The sequence below is a fragment of the Acinetobacter sp. 25-47-130 genome (assembly GCF_056779705.1).
In genome coordinates this window covers 230,259-246,572 of record NZ_JBWYII010000002.1, presented here as the reverse complement: position 1 = coordinate 246,572, position 16,314 = coordinate 230,259, and the positions used below count along the sequence as shown (strand labels likewise).

Below are 16,314 nucleotides of genomic sequence, written 5' to 3'. Positions count from 1 at the left end.
CCAGAGGAATTGTTTGAATGTTCTATTGATTGAATTGAACCCATAAGGCTGTGCTGTCTTCATTTTTGAGGTGATTATAACCGTGCAACAGCGGAACAATGTACGATTTATTCAATTTTCGATGTACTGTTGCTGATCAGATTATATGAATTATCCAATAAAAAGCCCCCAAGCCGAGCCTTGGGGGTTAAGTTGCTACTGCATGACGCTATTATTATAGTTATCAGGGTCAAAACAAGACTGAACAAAGCGCTGATTTCATTCAGATCGTTGTTAATTAATCGAAGACCAATTAAGCTGATTTAGCGGTGATGTGTTGTTGCTGTTCAGCTTCGAGTTTTCGAACCAAAGGCAGTACTTTTTCACCAAAATATTCAACTTCCTCTATAAAATGTAAGAAGCCAGATAAGATCAGATCCACACCAACTGATTTTAATTCAACGATACGTTCAGCAATTTGTTGCGGTGTACCGATGAGATTTGTTCTGAACCCGTCGTTGTATTGGACAAGATCTTCAAATGTTGATTTTGCCCAGTTACCTTCACCTTCTTGAGTTGCGGCACCTGCTTCACGAGTTGCATCACCAAAAGCATTGACTGCTTCTACATTTGCATTGTCAATGATTTCTTGAAGTACAGCTTTTGCTTCCTCTTCAGTATCACGAGCAATGATAAAGGCATTCACCCCAATTTTGACTTGATGGTGATTCAGCTTGGCTTTTTCACGGATGTCATCAATCTGCTTTTTAATTTCAGCAGGCGTGTTTCCATTGGTGAAATACCAATCAGAAACACGAGATGCCATATCACGTGCGGCACGCGAGCTACCCCCTTGGAAAATTTCAATATGTGGGCTTTGAACAGGTTTTGGCTTCAAGGTGTAGTCTTTAAATTGATAATATTTTCCATCAAAACTAAAGTTATCCTGCGTCCAAATGCCTTTTAAGCTACGAATAAACTCCTCTGAACGTGCATATCGTTGATCGTGTTCAGGCCATTCTTCACCGATGGCATCAAATTCACCACGGAACCATCCGCTCACAACATTAATAGCGATACGACCATTGGTTAAATGATCAATTGTCGCGAGCTGTTTAGCCGCCAGCGCGGGTTTCCAAGGGCCTGGTAAAATTGCTGCGATTACACGTAATTTTTCAGTTTTTGCCAATAAGCCATGACTAAAGCTTACAGATTCATGCTGATTCTCCGCACCGTATCCTGCCGTGAATCGAATCTGTGTCAAAGCATATTCAAATCCACTTTTTTCAGCAGCTTGCGCGAGTCGAACATTGTAGTCGTAGCTCCAGTCTGTTCGTTGTTCAACATTACTGACGACAAGACCACCACTGACATTTGGAACCCAATAGGCAAATTTAATCGCTTGTTTTTGTGCATTAGACATGGCTTATACCCTCATTGATTCAATTATATTTATGCCACTTCAATTTTTGGGGCAGCATTATTCTTGTGATGCAAGCGTGACTCTGCTGCATCTAAACTTGGTACTGCTGCTGAAGGTAATACTTCTTCTTGTTCAATTTGTTTGTTAATGCCCAAGTTCTGATTGGCTTGTTGGGTTTTATCTTTCACAACCTCAGCACGTTTACCTTTGGCTGGTGCCCACTCTAAAATTGGTAAAGCACGAGCAATGGCTAAGGTAATGCGCGCACGTAATAGTTCACTGTGAATGGTGTATTCAGGCGTAAAATCACGATCAGTTGCATAAACGCCAATTGGCAAAGTCTGTGCTTGGAAGAAGCTAAATAAAGGACGCAATTGATGCTCAAGTACCAAGGCATGGCGATCACTGCCCCCTGATGCAGCAAGTAATACAGGAACATCTACCAGCGCAGTTTGTTCTACAAAGTCAAAGAAATGTTTAAATAAACCTGTGAAAGATGCGCGATATACGGGCGTTCCCACAATCAATGCATCCGCGGCTTCAACAGCAGCAAGATCATCTTGAACACGTTGCGGCAGCTGATTGCGATAAATGGCACCACCTAATAAATGACCGATTTCGCTAAATTTAATAAAATGCACATTAATAGGTGTTGCTTCACCTAACTCATCCAAAATCGCTTGAACAAGCGCTTCAGTTTTTGAAGGATTATTTAGACCGCCAGAGACAGCAACGATATTTAATGGTTTTTGTTGAGCAGTAGACATAGTACAAACCTAAAAATTTAAAATTAATCTCGGATGCACTATTTATGTGGATTAATGCTTATTCTGTAAAATAAGCAAAATAATAATAAATATCATTTTTGCGTATATAGCGGGAATTTAATCTTCTTGAGATATAAATTAGTGATAAATAACTGAATAAACTTATATTTATGATTATGAATAAGCTATTTCAGTATTTGAATAAATTTTATATTTAAAAGTGATGTGCTTATCGAATTTTCAAAATTACATAAAAAAATCGCGTTTGTAAGATTTAGCCCGACATTTTCTGCAAAAATTCGTTAATATTTATATATCCTTAACAGCTATAGCACAGTTAGTATATTGATTGTGTTTGAGATCTCTCGCCTCGCTTATGAATATTTTAATCGTTGATGATCATCCACTGTTTCGTCATGCTTTAATTCAAGCAGTTCGTTACAGCTTACCGCAAGCCCAAATCCATGAAACAGCTGCTGTTAATGAATTTTATGAACGTTTAGAAAAAGGTCCTGAACCAGATTTAGTGCTTTTAGATTTGAATCTTCCAGGTGCATCAGGCTTCTCAGCGTTGGTGCATGTGCGTGCACAGTATCCATCGTTACCAATTATTGTCGTATCGGCGCATGAAGAAGTTTCAATTATTCAACGCTCGATTGCACATGGTGCAATGGGCTATATTCCAAAATCAGCGCATCCAAGTCACATTGGTGAAGCGATTCGTCAGGTATTAGAAGGGGATATGTGGTTACCGCCAAATCTGCCTGCGAATTTAAACTTTGATCCACGTGCTGCAGATGAAACAGCTTTAGCAGAACGTATTCAATCTCTAACACCACAACAATTCCGAGTGTTAATGATGGTTGCGGAAGGTTTGTTGAATAAACAGATCGCATACGAACTTGATGTTTCTGAAGCAACGATTAAAGCGCATGTGACCGCGATTTTCCGTAAATTAGGCGTTCAAAATCGTACTCAGGCTGTATTAGCGATTAATGCATTAAACATCGAAGAAAAACGTGTTTAATTGATTCTTAGATTTGAAAAAAAGACCTAATCAAAGGTCTTTTTTTCGATGCGTATCTACTTTAGGCTAAACAGTCCTGTTTAGGTGTCAACTCATTACAATATAGAGGATTGAGTGCACATTGAAGTTCATCAATTTGATCTTGTGTTACATAGCCCTTGCGTTTTAAATATTCTGCAACGCGATCATCTCTAAGACTTAAAAAAGCGGCATCATAAACTTTCAGATCAACAAAGAGTGCAGCCGTTTCAAGTCCATTAAAACGATCTAAAAATACCTCATTGCCATACATGAGAAAAATATGATCGAAATCTGCATATGCATCGATGCCCAGTTGTTCTGCGAGTGCAAGCGGCGGTGTTTTGATGAAGAGTAAATCTGAAATTTCATCAAACTGCGTGGTATCCAGCGTATTTTCACCAGTTTTCACTTTACCAAGCCAAGCTTTAAAGACCAAAACGGCACCACCACGCAACAACATACTCCACACTTGATGACGCGTATGTTCATCTAAATCTCGGCATTCTGATGCTAAACGTTGAATAAGTTGATTTTCTTGTTGTGCCAATTTATCAAATAAACCTAAGCCTTGAGGGTGATAAGCTGCTGGTGTAAATACATCAAATTTTAATTGTTCAAAAACCTGTAAAGCCAAAGGTACTGCAGTTTGGTAAATCTGTTCTAAGGCACGTACATGTACATTTTTTAAGGATGTAGATGGAAAAATTTCTTGCCACTTGATTTCAGGCAAAATTGCATTGGCACCATATTGGCGATGAAATTCGTGATTACGATCTAAACCATGTGGCATAGCTTCTGAAATATTCATTGCAAGACTCCATTTGATACTTTTATTCTCGAGAAAATTTGAGGCACTTTGATTTCTTTAATCGAAAGAAGATGTGCTGATGGCTAGATTTAGAATTATGTTGATTGCAATAAGAATAAGACTAAAGTATTAATTTTTATTTGATGAGTAAATTTGTCATCTAAAAACATGATGTTAGTAAACTTGTAACTATTTGTTTTAAATGATCTTTCAACTTTTGATGTGTTTTGCCATAGAAAATCGGACTTTGATTTTTTTGGTCAATTGCCAACGCTCTCTTTAGCTTTATTTTGTTCTCTTTTGCCACCTCTAAAGCTAAGGTCTGCCAATCATTGTAAAGTATGGTGTGAATATGTATCAAAATCACCCAGCTCTTCTTGGAAAAACTGGGTGATGAATGTATCAAAATATAACTATTCAAATCTTATTTTGAAATTTTTAAACCTGATAACCATGAACGTAGTGAGGCAGGTTTGAGAGGTTTTTTCAGTAGGACAATATTCAGCTCTTTGAGTCGTTGAGGAAGCTCAGGATCTGAATCAGCTGTAATCAATGCCACAGGTACATTTTCTTGACGATGGTCTACAATAAAATCTAATCCTATTTTATTTGAATTCAGGTGTTGATCGACCAACCAAACTTGAATGTTCTCTTGTTGAATAATCTCAAGCGCTTGTTCAGGTTCTGTGGCTTTAAACACTTGATAGCCCCATTTAGTAAGCAAAGTTGCCATGCCTTCTAAAATAGTTTCATCATTGTCTAAACATAAAATTTTATACGCTGCAGATTTTAATGGTGTGGCTTGAACTGGTGCGGTCACAACCTTTGGTGCATCGATGAGTGGGACTTCAATCATAAAACATGAACCCTTACCCAACTCGGAATACACATGCACAGGATAACCCAACATGCTGGTCATTCTCTGAACGATGGCGAGTCCAAGACCTAAACCTTGTTCACCCCATGGCGAGGTATGTCCACAACGTTCAAACTCTTGGAAGAGTTTAATACGTTGTTGTTCAGCAATCCCTGGACCAGTATCCCAAACACCAATACGAATATGGTTTGCTCTTTCTGCTGAACGTAACACCCCAACAATTACACGACCTTTTGCTGTGTATCTTAGGGCATTACTGACAAAGTTTTGAATAATACGGCGAATCCATTGAGGATCTGTATCAATCCAGAACTTCACGTCATGCACTCGGAAGGAGATCGCTCGTTGTGCTGCAATTGATTTAAATTGTAGTTCTAAGTCACTCAATAGGTCATGTAATGGATAGGCTTGTCGTTTAGGTTGTATTGTTCCACCTTCTAAACGTGCAATGTCTAATAATGCAGAAAGCATACTCTCTGCACCATGTAAGGCACGATCGAGTTGCTGTAGCGTTTTAGCATCTTCTTCATTTTGAATGCTTTGTTCTAATGCCGTACTGAATAACCGTGCAGCGTGCATAGGTTGAAGTAAATCATGACTTGCTGCAGCAATGAATCGACTTTTTGACATATTGGCTTTGTCAGCTTGTTCACGTGCCAATTGTTGTTCTGCCAAGGCATTGGCAAGTTGTTGAGTACGATCTTGAACGCGTCCTTCAAGTAGTGCTTCAGTTTCTCGGAATGCCGTAATATCAGCAAATGTCGTCACGAAGCCACCGCCTTCGATTGGATTTCCTCGCATTTGGATAACACGACCATCTTTACGAATACGTTCAAACTCATGAGCGCTACCTACTTTCATCCAATGAATACGTTTACGTACGTGCTCTTCAACGGAACCAGGTCCACATTCACCGCGCTCTGCGTTGTATCGGATCAAGTCTGCAATCGGGCAGCCCACATATACCAAATCTTTTGGATAATCGAATAAAACAAGATATTGATTATTCCATGCGACTAAACACATGTTTTCATCGACAACACTTACCCCTTGGGTCATGTGGTCGATCATGGTCATAATTAGATTTTGGTTAAAGCGTTGCCATTGTGATGCTTGGTCTAGAATATTAGCGACCTGTCCAAGTGCTAATCCATTGTTAACCATGGCTGTAGTGAGTAGGGTACGTGCCGATGCAGCTCCAATTGTGCCAGCAAGATATTGTTCAGTGAAACGCCACCACATCCCATTGGCACTGCTGTTTTCGTTTAATATCACATTATTGGATAAGCAGAATTGATTAAACGCATGCATGGTCGGACCTTCACCCGTAATCCGTTTGGCAAGCGTGATCAGGTCACCCACTTTTAATCGTGCGACATCATGATGTAAATAATTAACTTCATTTGAGGTTTGTTGCGTTTGTAGGGGTTTAGTTTCGTAATAGAAGAAACTTTCTGCCTGTATTTGCTCAGCAATACTTGGACGATAAATTCGTGAGATCCAGATGTAGAGCACGATATTTAAGCCAAGTGACCAAATTACACCATGTGTTAATGGCGCAAATGATTCAAAACCAAGTAATGCTTCAGGCTTTAATAAGTCAAATCCCAGAGGGCCAAACATCAGAAACGAATAAGTAAATTGATAATATTCATCTGGTAAACTTCTTAAAATTGTTGGTAAGAGCAGTGTGTAACTCCACATCACAAAACCAACGATGAGACCTGCATAGACCCCTTGTTTACTTCCACCACGCCAGTACAACCCCCCAATAAGTGCAGGTGCAAACTGTGCAACAGCACTAAATGCCAAAAGACCAAATACTGACAGCTGATCAATGTCATTAAAGAAATGGAAGAACAAGAATCCAAGTAGCATGACCGCCAAAATACATACGCGACGTGTGAATTTCAGCATTCGAGGTAAACGCTTGTCATGACGAGAAATCCAACCCAAGCGCCATAGCGCAGGCATAATCAAGTCGTTACTGAGCATGATTGAGAGTGCGACTGAAGAGACTAAAAGCATACCAGTTGAAGCCGAAAATCCTCCAAGGAATGCTAAGAGCGTCAGCCATTCTTGGTTATAGCTCAAAGGCAGTGACAGCACGGCAACATCAGGGACTGCCATGTATTCTGGTGCAGCATGAAGTGCCCAACTTGCAATCGGAATAATCGCGACAACGGTTAAAATGATGTAAGCGGCAAACCATCTGCGCGCACCACGAATATGTTTTTCATCACGTAATTCAACTACAGCAACATGAAACTGGCGTGGCAAACATATAATCGCTAATGCTGCTAAAAGTGTTTGAATCCAAAAGGTATCTGGCACGCCCATCAGTTGAATTTCATGGAAGGTTTTGGATACGTCTGCGGAAACTTGAATGAGGTTTTCGGGGCGTTCAAATAAAAAGAAAAAAGCGACACAGAGGAGCGCAAATAATTTAACAAAGGATTCAAAAGCGACTGCCAGCATTAAACCGCCATGCTGTTCGGTGTTGGCAATCTGACGTGTACCAAACATCATAGCCAAAATTGCGAGAACCCCTGTAAGTGCAAGTACACCATTGGTGGTCAGATTCATCACTTCTGAATCCTGTTGCAACATCACGGATGCACTGAGTGCAATGGCTCTCAGTTGTAAGGCAAGATAAGGAATGATGGCGATCACGGCTAAAATGGTGACGAGTGAGGCGAGAGGTCCGCTTTTGCCATAACGTGCTGCCACAAAGTCAGCAATTGAGGAAATAGCATGGTGCTGACGTACTCGACCTAAGCGACGCCAAATATCATAACCAAACCAGACAAACAGAAGTGGGCCTAAGTAGATTGGAAGGAAAATGATCCCTTCACGAACAGCAGCACCCGTTGCGCCGTAGAATGTCCAAGACGAACAGTACACGCCTAAGGTCAAACTAAACAATAACATGCGTCCACGTGGGCTGAGCCGACTGGCATGTTTTTCACCAAAAAAGGCGCAAATAAAAAGGATGAGGATGTAGAGGGCGAGTACCCCAATAATCAACCAACTGTTCATAGGACTTACACTTGAGAATCTCGTGTAATGATAACGCATCCATGAACTGTCACGTTCAAATTGATCAAAATTTAGCGACCAAAGTCTAAATTACAACCAATGCAAAATCTTGCTAATTTAAAAATCGGAATAATTTAAATAAAAAAAATGACCTACGGTTGGGTCTCATATGGAGTCTTGTTTATGGATGAGAGACAAGTAGAGCAAATTCTACAGAATCCCAAATTCAAAGAAATGGTCAAAAAGAAAAGCACGCTGAGCTGGACATTGACAGGCATTATGCTGTTTGTCTACGTTGGTTTTATGCTTTTGGTTGGCTATAACAAAGAATTTTTATTGTCATCGCTTTCAGGTGGTGTAACCACTTGGGGTATCCCTCTAGGATTAGGCATCATCGTGCTGTCTTTCTTGTTATGTGGTGTGTATTCGTACATTGCCAACAACAAGCTCGATCAATTAAACGAAGAAGCTATGCGCGAAGTTGAAGCCATCACTCACGAGAAGGGACTACACTAAGATGAAATGGAATTCTTTACTCACATTTGCAGGGACTGCAATGTTATCTGGATTGGCATTCGCAGGTCCTGATTTAGGTGCAGCAGAACAACAAGCAACAAATTGGCCTGCGATTATCATGTTCTTGATTTTCGTCGGTGCAACGCTGGGGATTACCAAATGGGCAGCTAAACAAACCACAAACACCAAAGATTTCTATACCGCAGGCGGTGGAATTTCTGGTTTCCAAAATGGTTTAGCCATTGCTGGTGACTATATGTCCGCAGCATCGTTCCTTGGTATTTCTGCGATGGTTTTCCTGTCAGGTTTCGATGGCTTACTCTATTCACTTGGTTTCATGGTAGGTTGGCCTATCGTACTTTTCTTGATAGCAGAGCGTTTGCGTAACTTGGGTAAATACAATTTATCTGACGTTGTATCATTCCGTTTACAAGAAAAACCTGTACGCACACTGGCAGCGTTAAGCTCTCTTGTTGTTGTTGCATTCTACTTGATTGCCCAAATGGTCGGCGCTGGTCAGTTGATCAAGCTTCTGTTTGGCTTGAACTATAACATTGCTGTCGTCATCGTCGGTCTGCTTATGATGGCATACGTTATGTTTGGCGGTATGTTAGCGACAACATGGGTGCAAATCATTAAGGCAGTGATGTTGTTGTCAGGTGCTACCTTCATGGCATTTATGGTGATGAAAGGCGTTGGCTTTAGCTTCACCAATATGTTCGAGCAATCGATTCAAGTCTTCTCTAAAGTACATGATTTAACCTTAGATGATGCAACCAAAATCATGGGACCAGGTAGTCTGGCATCAAACCCAATTGATGCGATTTCTCTTGGTTTAGCATTGATGTTTGGTACAGCTGGTTTACCACATATCCTCATGCGTTTCTTCACAGTAAAAGATGCGAAAGAAGCACGTAAATCAGTTGTTGTTGCAACAGGCTTTATCGGTTACTTCTATCTTTTAACTTTCATCATTGGTTTCGGTGCGATTCTCTATGTATCGAACAACCCACAATTCCTTGATATTGCGAAAATGGCAGTAACTGGCAAGCTAGAGCTTGTTGGTGGTAATAACATGGCTGCGGTTCACTTGTCTGATGCTTTAGGCGGTGACTTGTTCATGGGCTTCATTTCAGCGGTTGCATTTGCCACGATTCTCGCAGTTGTTGCAGGTTTAACGTTGTCAGGTGCTTCAGCAATTTCACATGACTTATATGCGAACGTATTGAAAAAAGGACAAACTACACCTGAATCTGAACTTCGTATGTCTAAAATCGCGACTTTAGGTCTTGCGATCTTTGCGATGATCTTGGGTATCTTGTTCGAGAAACAAAACGTTGCCTTCATGGTAGGTTTAGCATTCTCTGTTGCTGCATGTGCAAACTTCCCAGTGCTTGTACTTTCAATGTTCTGGAAAGGTTTAACAACGCGTGGTGCAGTTGCCGGTGGTGTTGTTGGATTAGTTTTAGCGGTTGTACTCATCGTACTTTCTAAAGCAGTTTGGGTAGATACGCTTGGTATTTCTGATACACCAATTAATCCATATAACGGTCCTGCATTATTTGCGATGCCTTTAGCATTCTTCTTCTGCTGGTTGTTCTCTGTGACAGACAATTCTGCACAAGCGCAAGCAGAACGTAAAGCATTTGATGCACAGTTTGTACGTTCACAAACAGGTATTGGTATTTCTGGTGCGTCAGACCACTAAACCATACTAATCATGATAAAAAGCCCCTTTAAGGGGCTTTTTTTCTTTACCAAATTTCTATTTTAAATGACATACAAGTCATCAACTGTCCGCTATGCTTTCATTCAAACAAAACAATAAAAATAGTTGGAGTTGAGATGAGTTTAATATGCCGCGCGATACGTGATCTCGTACGTTTACCATCCGCGTGTCTACTGATTTTACAGCTGCTGATTTTATTCCTCGCAGTGATATCAAGTCATGATTTGGCTTATCGCTCCATGACTTGGATTCTCGGCGCTTTAGTCCTTCTTATTATTGCTAAAGTCATCAAAATGACCCCAATTTTTAGTGCTGTAGGTTTATTTGGGGTATTAGGAGCTCTCATTTTTTCTTTCTTGATTCTGATTGGATATCATCAAGCCTATATTCAAATTACAGCGCATGTATTTGAAGTTATCGCGTATACGACAGCGGCTTATGGTTTGGTTCGATATATGTTCGAAGACCGCTATTTGACCAAAGATGAATTATTTGCGGCAGCGGCTGTTTTTACTTTAATTGCATGGAGCTTCGCATTTTTGTATAGCATCTGCCAGCTATATGACCCACTGAGTTTTAGCATAACGCCTGAACAATCTGTTCAACATAGTTGGTTAGATTTGTTGTTTCTCAGTTTTAGTATTCAGTCGGCAACAGGTCTTTCAGATATTATGCCCTTGAGTCCGCTGGCGAGACTGATTGCTATGATTCAAATGTTTAGTGGAGTCATGTATCTGGCTTTGATTGTTTCGCGCTTAATTGCATTGCAATACATTGCTCATTTGCCAAAGCATCAGGATGATTAAAACAGAACGTTACATCTTGCTAACGGCATTCATCTGCAAAATCATGAATAATAAGTACTTAGATCAAAAAACAGTCTCCGATGCTCTATATTGAGCCGATTTTTCTATTCCGTCTTTGATGAAACTAACTCGGCTTTGTATGAGGTTGAGGGTAAATGATCTCATTTCATATAGCGTTTTATCCAGTTTGAAGCGTTTCACCGAAAAATAAATATATAGGGGAATTATGTCTTCTCAGCATCCTTCATGGTATTCAAATGTGAATCCACGTGTTTTTATCAGCACGGTACTCATTATTTTTGTATTTTTGGCCACTGTGGTGTTATCTCCTCATGGTTTTGAATTAGTTACTCAGCAACTGAACCAATGGATTACGGATTCTTTTAGTTGGTTTTATGTTTTAGCAGTTGCCATATTTCTGATCGTGCTGGCTTATATCGCAATTTCTGACTACGGCAAAATCAGGCTCGGTCCAGATCATAGCCAACCGAGTTACAGTAATGGCTCTTGGTTTGCAATGCTCTTTACCGCAGGTATGGGGATTGGCCTGATGTTTTTTGGGGTAGCAGAACCTGTAATGCATTATGTCTCTCCGCCAGTCGGTGATGGAGAAACGGTTTTGGCAGCGCAGCAAGCGATGCGAGTGACTTTCTTCCACTGGGGACTTCATGCATGGGGAATCTATGCATTGATTGGATTGTCTTTGGCGTATTTTGCTTATCGACATCAATTACCTTTAAAAGTACGTTCCGCGCTTTATCCGATCATTGGAAAAAAAATTCATGGTCCCATGGGGGATGCAGTAGACACATTTGCCACGATTGGAACAGTATTTGGTGTGGCGACAACGTTGGGTTTTGGTGTAACGCAAATTAACTCAGGCTTGAATTATTTATTTGATATTCCTCAATCAGCAAGTACTCAAGTGATACTGATCATTATCGTCAGTTCATTGGCATCATTGTCCGTTTTTCTAGGTTTAGAAAAAGGAATTAAACGGTTGTCTGAGTTGAATTTGGTATTGGCAATAAGTTTATTGCTCTTTGTATTCTTCGCGAGTTCTACCATTTATCTTTTGCAAACCACAATTCAGAACATGGGTCAGTATGTTTCTAATCTCTTTACCATGACATTTAATTTATATGCTTATCAACCGAATGGTTGGATTGGTGGTTGGACGATCATGTATTGGGCATGGTGGATCTCGTGGTCACCATTTGTCGGGATGTTTATCGCACGTGTGTCTCACGGAAGAACTATTCGAGAGTTTATCGTTGGAGTTATGTTGATTCCTACTGGATTTACACTCATTTGGATGGGCTTTATGGGGAATGCTGCGCTCTTCAGTATTATGCAAGAAGGCAATGAAGCACTGATGCTAGCAGTACAGAAGGATTCTTCCGTTGCATTATTCGAATTTTTAAATAGCTTACCACTCGCTTCAATGATGAGTGTGGTAGCAACATCGCTGGTTATTTTATTCTTTGTCACTTCAGCGGATTCAGGTGCATTAGTTACAGACTATTTGACGGCTAAAGGTGAAGGTTCACCGACATGGCAACGACTCTTTTGGACTGTGCTTATGGCGGTATTGGCAATTGTATTATTATTGGTCGGTGGGCTCGGTGCTTTACAATCTGCAACCATCATGAGTGCATTGCCATTCTCCGTCATTATGCTCTTTATTTGTTGGGGATTACTCAAAGCCTTAAAAGTAGATTTAATTAAAATGAATGCTCTGCAAGAGGCGAGAATTACACCTCGAGCAATTCATCAACCACGGAGTTGGCAAAAACGCTTAGGATTGATTATGCACTATCCTCATTCTAAGGAAGAGGTTGATGTATTTATTGAATCTCAAGTATCTCAAGCATTAGAGCAAGTGCAGAAAGAGTTCAAGAGAAGACAGTTTAAGGTTAGTGTAAATCGATTGGGTGAAGGGGTAGAGTTGAGGGTAGATCATCATGACGAGTTGAATTTTGTATATCAAGTGATGTCACAAAGAACAACGCCACCAAGCTTTATGCCAGACACAATGGTGACTGAGCAGGACTATTATCAAGCAGAAGTCTTTTTAAGAGAGGGTGGACAGGCCTATGATGTGATGGACTGGACACAAGAAGACTTAATTCAAGATGTCATTGATCAATATGAAAGACATTTACATTTCTTAAGTGTAATTCGTAGCCCTGAGTAACTAGTGACTGATAAAAAAAGGACGCATTATGCGTCCTTTTTTGATTCTGTATCTAATAATTTATTAGAAACGGAATTTAGCATTTAAGCCAACAGTTTCAGTATCACGGCTAGAACCATTTTCAGCGTTAGCATTTACATAACTTGCACCAACAGCTACAGCTGGAGTGATGAAGTAGTTTACGTTAGCACCGATAGCTGAGCTTGGAGTGTCATTAAAGCTTGATTCAGTATAAGAAACGCCTGCGCTTAACTGTGGATTGAAGTAAAGGTCAGATTTTAATTGGTAAAGTGTATCTTCACCGTATACTAAACCAGCTTCAAAGCCAACAGACATATTTGTATCAGTGATGCCGCCTACATATTTAGTACGAGCTGTGATCGCATCTTGATCTTCAGCAATAGTACCTGTTTCAAGTGCTGAGAATACGCTGCCGTTGTTGATTGCTTTAAAGACATCAAAAGAGTATTGATCAGCAACGCTTGTATAACCTACAGCAACTAAGAAGTTTGGAAGTAACATTGCACCAAGTTCTAAAGCATAACGATCGCCGTTACCATCTGCTAATTTAGCAACTTGTGGGTGGTTTAATGGGTTATTTGCAGTGAAGTCATTTTTAGCATCAGTTTTTGAGTGGCTATATGACGCGCTTGCATATAAAGGAATAAGTTTAGTTGGGATATAAGCTTCAGCTTTTGCACCATAGTTATGTTGCTGAGCTTCAACTTTCTGATTAGCAGCTTTAATATCAGCAGAATATTCACCGAAGTTATAAGCAACAGAAACATTAGATGCTTGATTTAAGAAAGCCGCTTCAGCTAAAGGACCTTTAGTTGAGTCTACATTCTTGAAGTAGTAAGTACCTTGAACAGAACCAGTATAGTTATCATTGTTCAATGAGTCATCAAAGTATTCAGCAGCGCCTTGTACTTCAACTTGATATGCGTGTGCCCCAGTCATTGCTACTAATAAAGCAGTGGCTAAACTAATTTTTTTCATAATAGTTACCAAATAAATGTCGAATGAATATGCAGTAAATATTGTATTGTAACAATGTATTAAGTCAATGATCTTTAAGGTAATAGCCTGCTGGTCTAAATTTATTTTGTGTGTTATGTCTTTATACAAGAAGATTAAGAACATGAATTTTTGAACATTTTATTCAAAAATAACAATGTGATAAGGAGATTTTCAAGGTCGATTAAGCTAAAAAAATTGCATCGAAATTATACAAAAAAAAGATTATTAGAATCGGATAAAACGTATAAAGAAAATGTTAATTTACATGAAATTTAAGATTTTCGTTTAATTTTAACTCATTTGAAAATAAATAATGTGACTTTTTTCACCTACTTGGCTGTAAAGTGTTAGGTCGATTCGGAATTTCAAAGGGTTACGATCTTTGCAATTTAAGTTAATTTTCACATAATTACATGCTCGTTAACTAAGTTTTTTTTTATATTTAAATAAATTGAGTTTTACCTTTTAGATTTACTAAATATTATAGTGGTTATTTCTCTTATATACCCAGCTTTCTCCAAGGCTGGATTTTTTTTAACTTATATTTATTTGCACCATTATAGTGCATAATTGGGTGTATTCTTTATCAATACTGAGCAAAAAAAAACCTAGTTTTCTATGAAAACTAGGTTTTTTTGCCAAAACTTGAGGGAAATACAGAAATTCTGCTGAGGTATATTTCTATCTCGCCCTAATGTGGGGCATTATGCACCAGCATATTGCACATGTAAATATTATTTTTAAAAAAAGTGTTAAAAATAGACAAAAAAATTGGAAATAATCTGTCAAAATTGAATTAAATGCATTGGTCAAATTGGAACATTGAATTGAAAGGAATCTACGTTGTTGCACTTGTTTTAACGTCTGTTTTTTTATTTGCCTGCCAGGCCTTAGATCATATTAATCCGAGAACAAAAGCATACGATTTAAAAGACGATTCAATGCTGAATAGCAGTGAATCAAAGAATCAGCATCATATTGAGACCCTATTTAATCAGCAAAATATTCAAGGTGTATTTCTCACCTATGATGGCAAACACGTTAAAACTTACGGTTCTGATCGAACAAGAGCAAAAGAAAATTTTATCCCTGCATCCACTTTTAAAATAGTCAATGCTTTGATTGGATTAGAACATCATAAATCAACTCGGTATGAAGTGTTTAAATGGGATGGAAATAAGCGTTCATTTGATAGTTGGCAACGTGATTTTACGCTTGGTGAGGCCTTACAAGCATCTGTTGTACCTGTGTATCAAGCCTTAGCACACCGTATTGGACCAACATTGATGCAGCAGGAATTAAGTCGAATTCAGTATGGAAATGCAAAAGTCGGGGATGAGATAGATCAATTTTGGTTAAAAGGTCCTCTAGAGATTACACCTGATCAACAAGTTAAATTTGTTTATAGATTGGCGCAGTTGTCATTGCCGTTTCGTAGAGATGTACAACAAGATGTAAGAGACATGATGTATGTCGAATCACGTGGTGCGAATAAGTTATATGCCAAAAGTGGTTGGGGAATGGATATTGAGCCTCAGGTGGGCTGGTATGTGGGTTTTGTAGAACAAGCCAGCGGTCAAGTCACTGCCTTTGCATTAAATTTAGAAATGAAAAATGGTGATAAAATTCAGCAACGGAAGGAAATCACTTTAGATATTTTAGATCGACTCGGTTTATTTCATTATTTACGTTAAAAGTCATATAAAAGATAAAAAAAACCCAGCCGATTGGGATGGCTGGGCTGAAAAAGGATGTTCTATATGTGGGAGAAACATCCGAGGGTAGAGCAAAATTCATTAAGCAAATCTGATATGAATCAGTGTCTTTGCGATGTAAGTATTATGGTTTAAAGGATGAAGTTTGTATAATGATTAAATATTATGCGCGTGATCTATTTTTTCGATGCTGATTAAGTGATCAAAATAATCATCTGATTTTAATTCAAAAAAAGTAAATACTGCGAAATATATCACTTGTATATTGGTGGAAAAATAATTTAAATATTAAACAAAAAAATTTACGGCATTACAATAGTGTGATATTTATCACGTTGTTTCTTAAATAAAAACTTGTGCTTTAAGTGCTTTTTAAGCATGGTTATATTG

Annotated in this window: 11 protein-coding genes; 6 read left to right on the top strand and 5 right to left on the bottom strand. The window is 39.0% G+C overall.

The features are described from left to right. Nucleotides 1-292: 292 nt before the first annotated feature. Together sfnG and msuE are read right to left on the bottom strand one after the other, a co-directional pair. Nucleotides 293-1,402, bottom strand: a complete 1,110-nt coding sequence (sfnG, locus tag AC1M83_RS04880; protein WP_481590143.1) for a dimethylsulfone monooxygenase SfnG — start codon at nucleotides 1,400-1,402, stop codon at nucleotides 293-295. A gap of 29 nt (nucleotides 1,403-1,431) precedes the next feature. Further along, the gene (gene msuE / locus AC1M83_RS04875) at nucleotides 1,432-2,169 is read right to left on the bottom strand and encodes an FMN reductase (RefSeq protein ID WP_035265789.1); all 738 of its coding nucleotides are present in this window, start codon (nucleotides 2,167-2,169) and stop codon (nucleotides 1,432-1,434) included. A gap of 376 nt (nucleotides 2,170-2,545) precedes the next feature. Here msuE and AC1M83_RS04870 point away from each other — a divergent pair, with 376 nt between their 5' ends. Continuing rightward, a complete protein-coding gene (locus AC1M83_RS04870) occupies nucleotides 2,546-3,196 on the top strand; it encodes a response regulator (protein WP_035265788.1) in 651 nt (216 codons plus the stop codon). Between the two features lie 61 nt (nucleotides 3,197-3,257). Here the strand turns inward: AC1M83_RS04870 and AC1M83_RS04865 are convergent, their stop codons facing one another. Next, nucleotides 3,258-4,025 (bottom strand): hypothetical protein, encoded by a 768-nt coding sequence (locus AC1M83_RS04865; protein WP_035265786.1) that lies wholly within the window; start codon nucleotides 4,023-4,025, stop codon nucleotides 3,258-3,260. Between the two features lie 424 nt (nucleotides 4,026-4,449). Further along, nucleotides 4,450-7,941 (bottom strand): hybrid sensor histidine kinase/response regulator, encoded by a 3,492-nt coding sequence (locus AC1M83_RS04860; RefSeq protein ID WP_481590142.1) that lies wholly within the window; start codon nucleotides 7,939-7,941, stop codon nucleotides 4,450-4,452. Between the two features lie 183 nt (nucleotides 7,942-8,124). On the opposite strand from AC1M83_RS04860, the gene AC1M83_RS04855 reads away from it, so the two are divergent. From AC1M83_RS04855 to betT, 4 genes are all read left to right on the top strand, one after another. Further along, complete coding sequence (locus tag AC1M83_RS04855) at nucleotides 8,125-8,457, top strand: DUF485 domain-containing protein (protein ID WP_035265779.1); 333 nt, start codon at nucleotides 8,125-8,127, stop codon at nucleotides 8,455-8,457. Between the two features lies 1 nt (nucleotide 8,458). Beyond that, complete coding sequence (locus AC1M83_RS04850; RefSeq protein WP_180028478.1) at nucleotides 8,459-10,165, top strand: cation acetate symporter; 1,707 nt, start codon at nucleotides 8,459-8,461, stop codon at nucleotides 10,163-10,165. Between the two features lie 137 nt (nucleotides 10,166-10,302). Continuing rightward, nucleotides 10,303-10,992: an ion channel gene (locus AC1M83_RS04845; RefSeq protein ID WP_481590141.1), complete on the top strand. Its 690-nt coding sequence runs from the start codon at nucleotides 10,303-10,305 to the stop codon at nucleotides 10,990-10,992. A 226-nt stretch (nucleotides 10,993-11,218) separates the two neighbouring features. Continuing rightward, nucleotides 11,219-13,189, top strand: coding sequence for a choline BCCT transporter BetT (gene betT / locus AC1M83_RS04840; protein WP_481590140.1), 1,971 nt, complete (start codon nucleotides 11,219-11,221; stop codon nucleotides 13,187-13,189). 63 nt (nucleotides 13,190-13,252) lie between these two features. Here betT and omp33-36 read toward each other — a convergent pair whose 3' ends face one another. Beyond that, entirely contained in the window at nucleotides 13,253-14,188 is a 936-nt protein-coding gene (omp33-36, locus tag AC1M83_RS04835; protein ID WP_180028475.1) for a porin Omp33-36, read from the bottom strand. Nucleotides 14,189-15,009: 821 nt separating this feature from the next. On the opposite strand from omp33-36, the gene blaOXA reads away from it, so the two are divergent. Continuing rightward, entirely contained in the window at nucleotides 15,010-15,903 is an 894-nt protein-coding gene (gene blaOXA / locus AC1M83_RS04830) for a class D beta-lactamase (protein ID WP_481590139.1), read from the top strand. The last annotated feature ends 411 nt before the right edge of the window (nucleotides 15,904-16,314 follow it).

Excerpts from the sequence above, each read along its gene's own strand:
- omp33-36 (WP_180028475.1), bottom strand. The coding sequence starts at position 14,188 with ATGAAAAAAATTAGTTTAGCCACTGCTTTATTAGTAGCAATGACTGGG.
- msuE (WP_035265789.1), bottom strand. The coding sequence starts at position 2,169 with ATGTCTACTGCTCAACAAAAACCATTAAATATCGTTGCTGTCTCTGGC.
- AC1M83_RS04865 (WP_035265786.1), bottom strand. The coding sequence starts at position 4,025 with ATGAATATTTCAGAAGCTATGCCACATGGTTTAGATCGTAATCACGAA.
- blaOXA (WP_481590139.1), top strand. The coding sequence starts at position 15,010 with ATGCATTGGTCAAATTGGAACATTGAATTGAAAGGAATCTACGTTGTT.
- AC1M83_RS04870 (WP_035265788.1), top strand. The coding sequence starts at position 2,546 with ATGAATATTTTAATCGTTGATGATCATCCACTGTTTCGTCATGCTTTA.
- AC1M83_RS04850 (WP_180028478.1), top strand. The coding sequence starts at position 8,459 with ATGAAATGGAATTCTTTACTCACATTTGCAGGGACTGCAATGTTATCT.
- betT (WP_481590140.1), top strand. The coding sequence starts at position 11,219 with ATGTCTTCTCAGCATCCTTCATGGTATTCAAATGTGAATCCACGTGTT.
- AC1M83_RS04855 (WP_035265779.1), top strand. The coding sequence starts at position 8,125 with ATGGATGAGAGACAAGTAGAGCAAATTCTACAGAATCCCAAATTCAAA.
- AC1M83_RS04845 (WP_481590141.1), top strand. The coding sequence starts at position 10,303 with ATGAGTTTAATATGCCGCGCGATACGTGATCTCGTACGTTTACCATCC.
- AC1M83_RS04860 (WP_481590142.1), bottom strand. The coding sequence starts at position 7,941 with ATGAACAGTTGGTTGATTATTGGGGTACTCGCCCTCTACATCCTCATC.
- sfnG (WP_481590143.1), bottom strand. The coding sequence starts at position 1,402 with ATGTCTAATGCACAAAAACAAGCGATTAAATTTGCCTATTGGGTTCCA.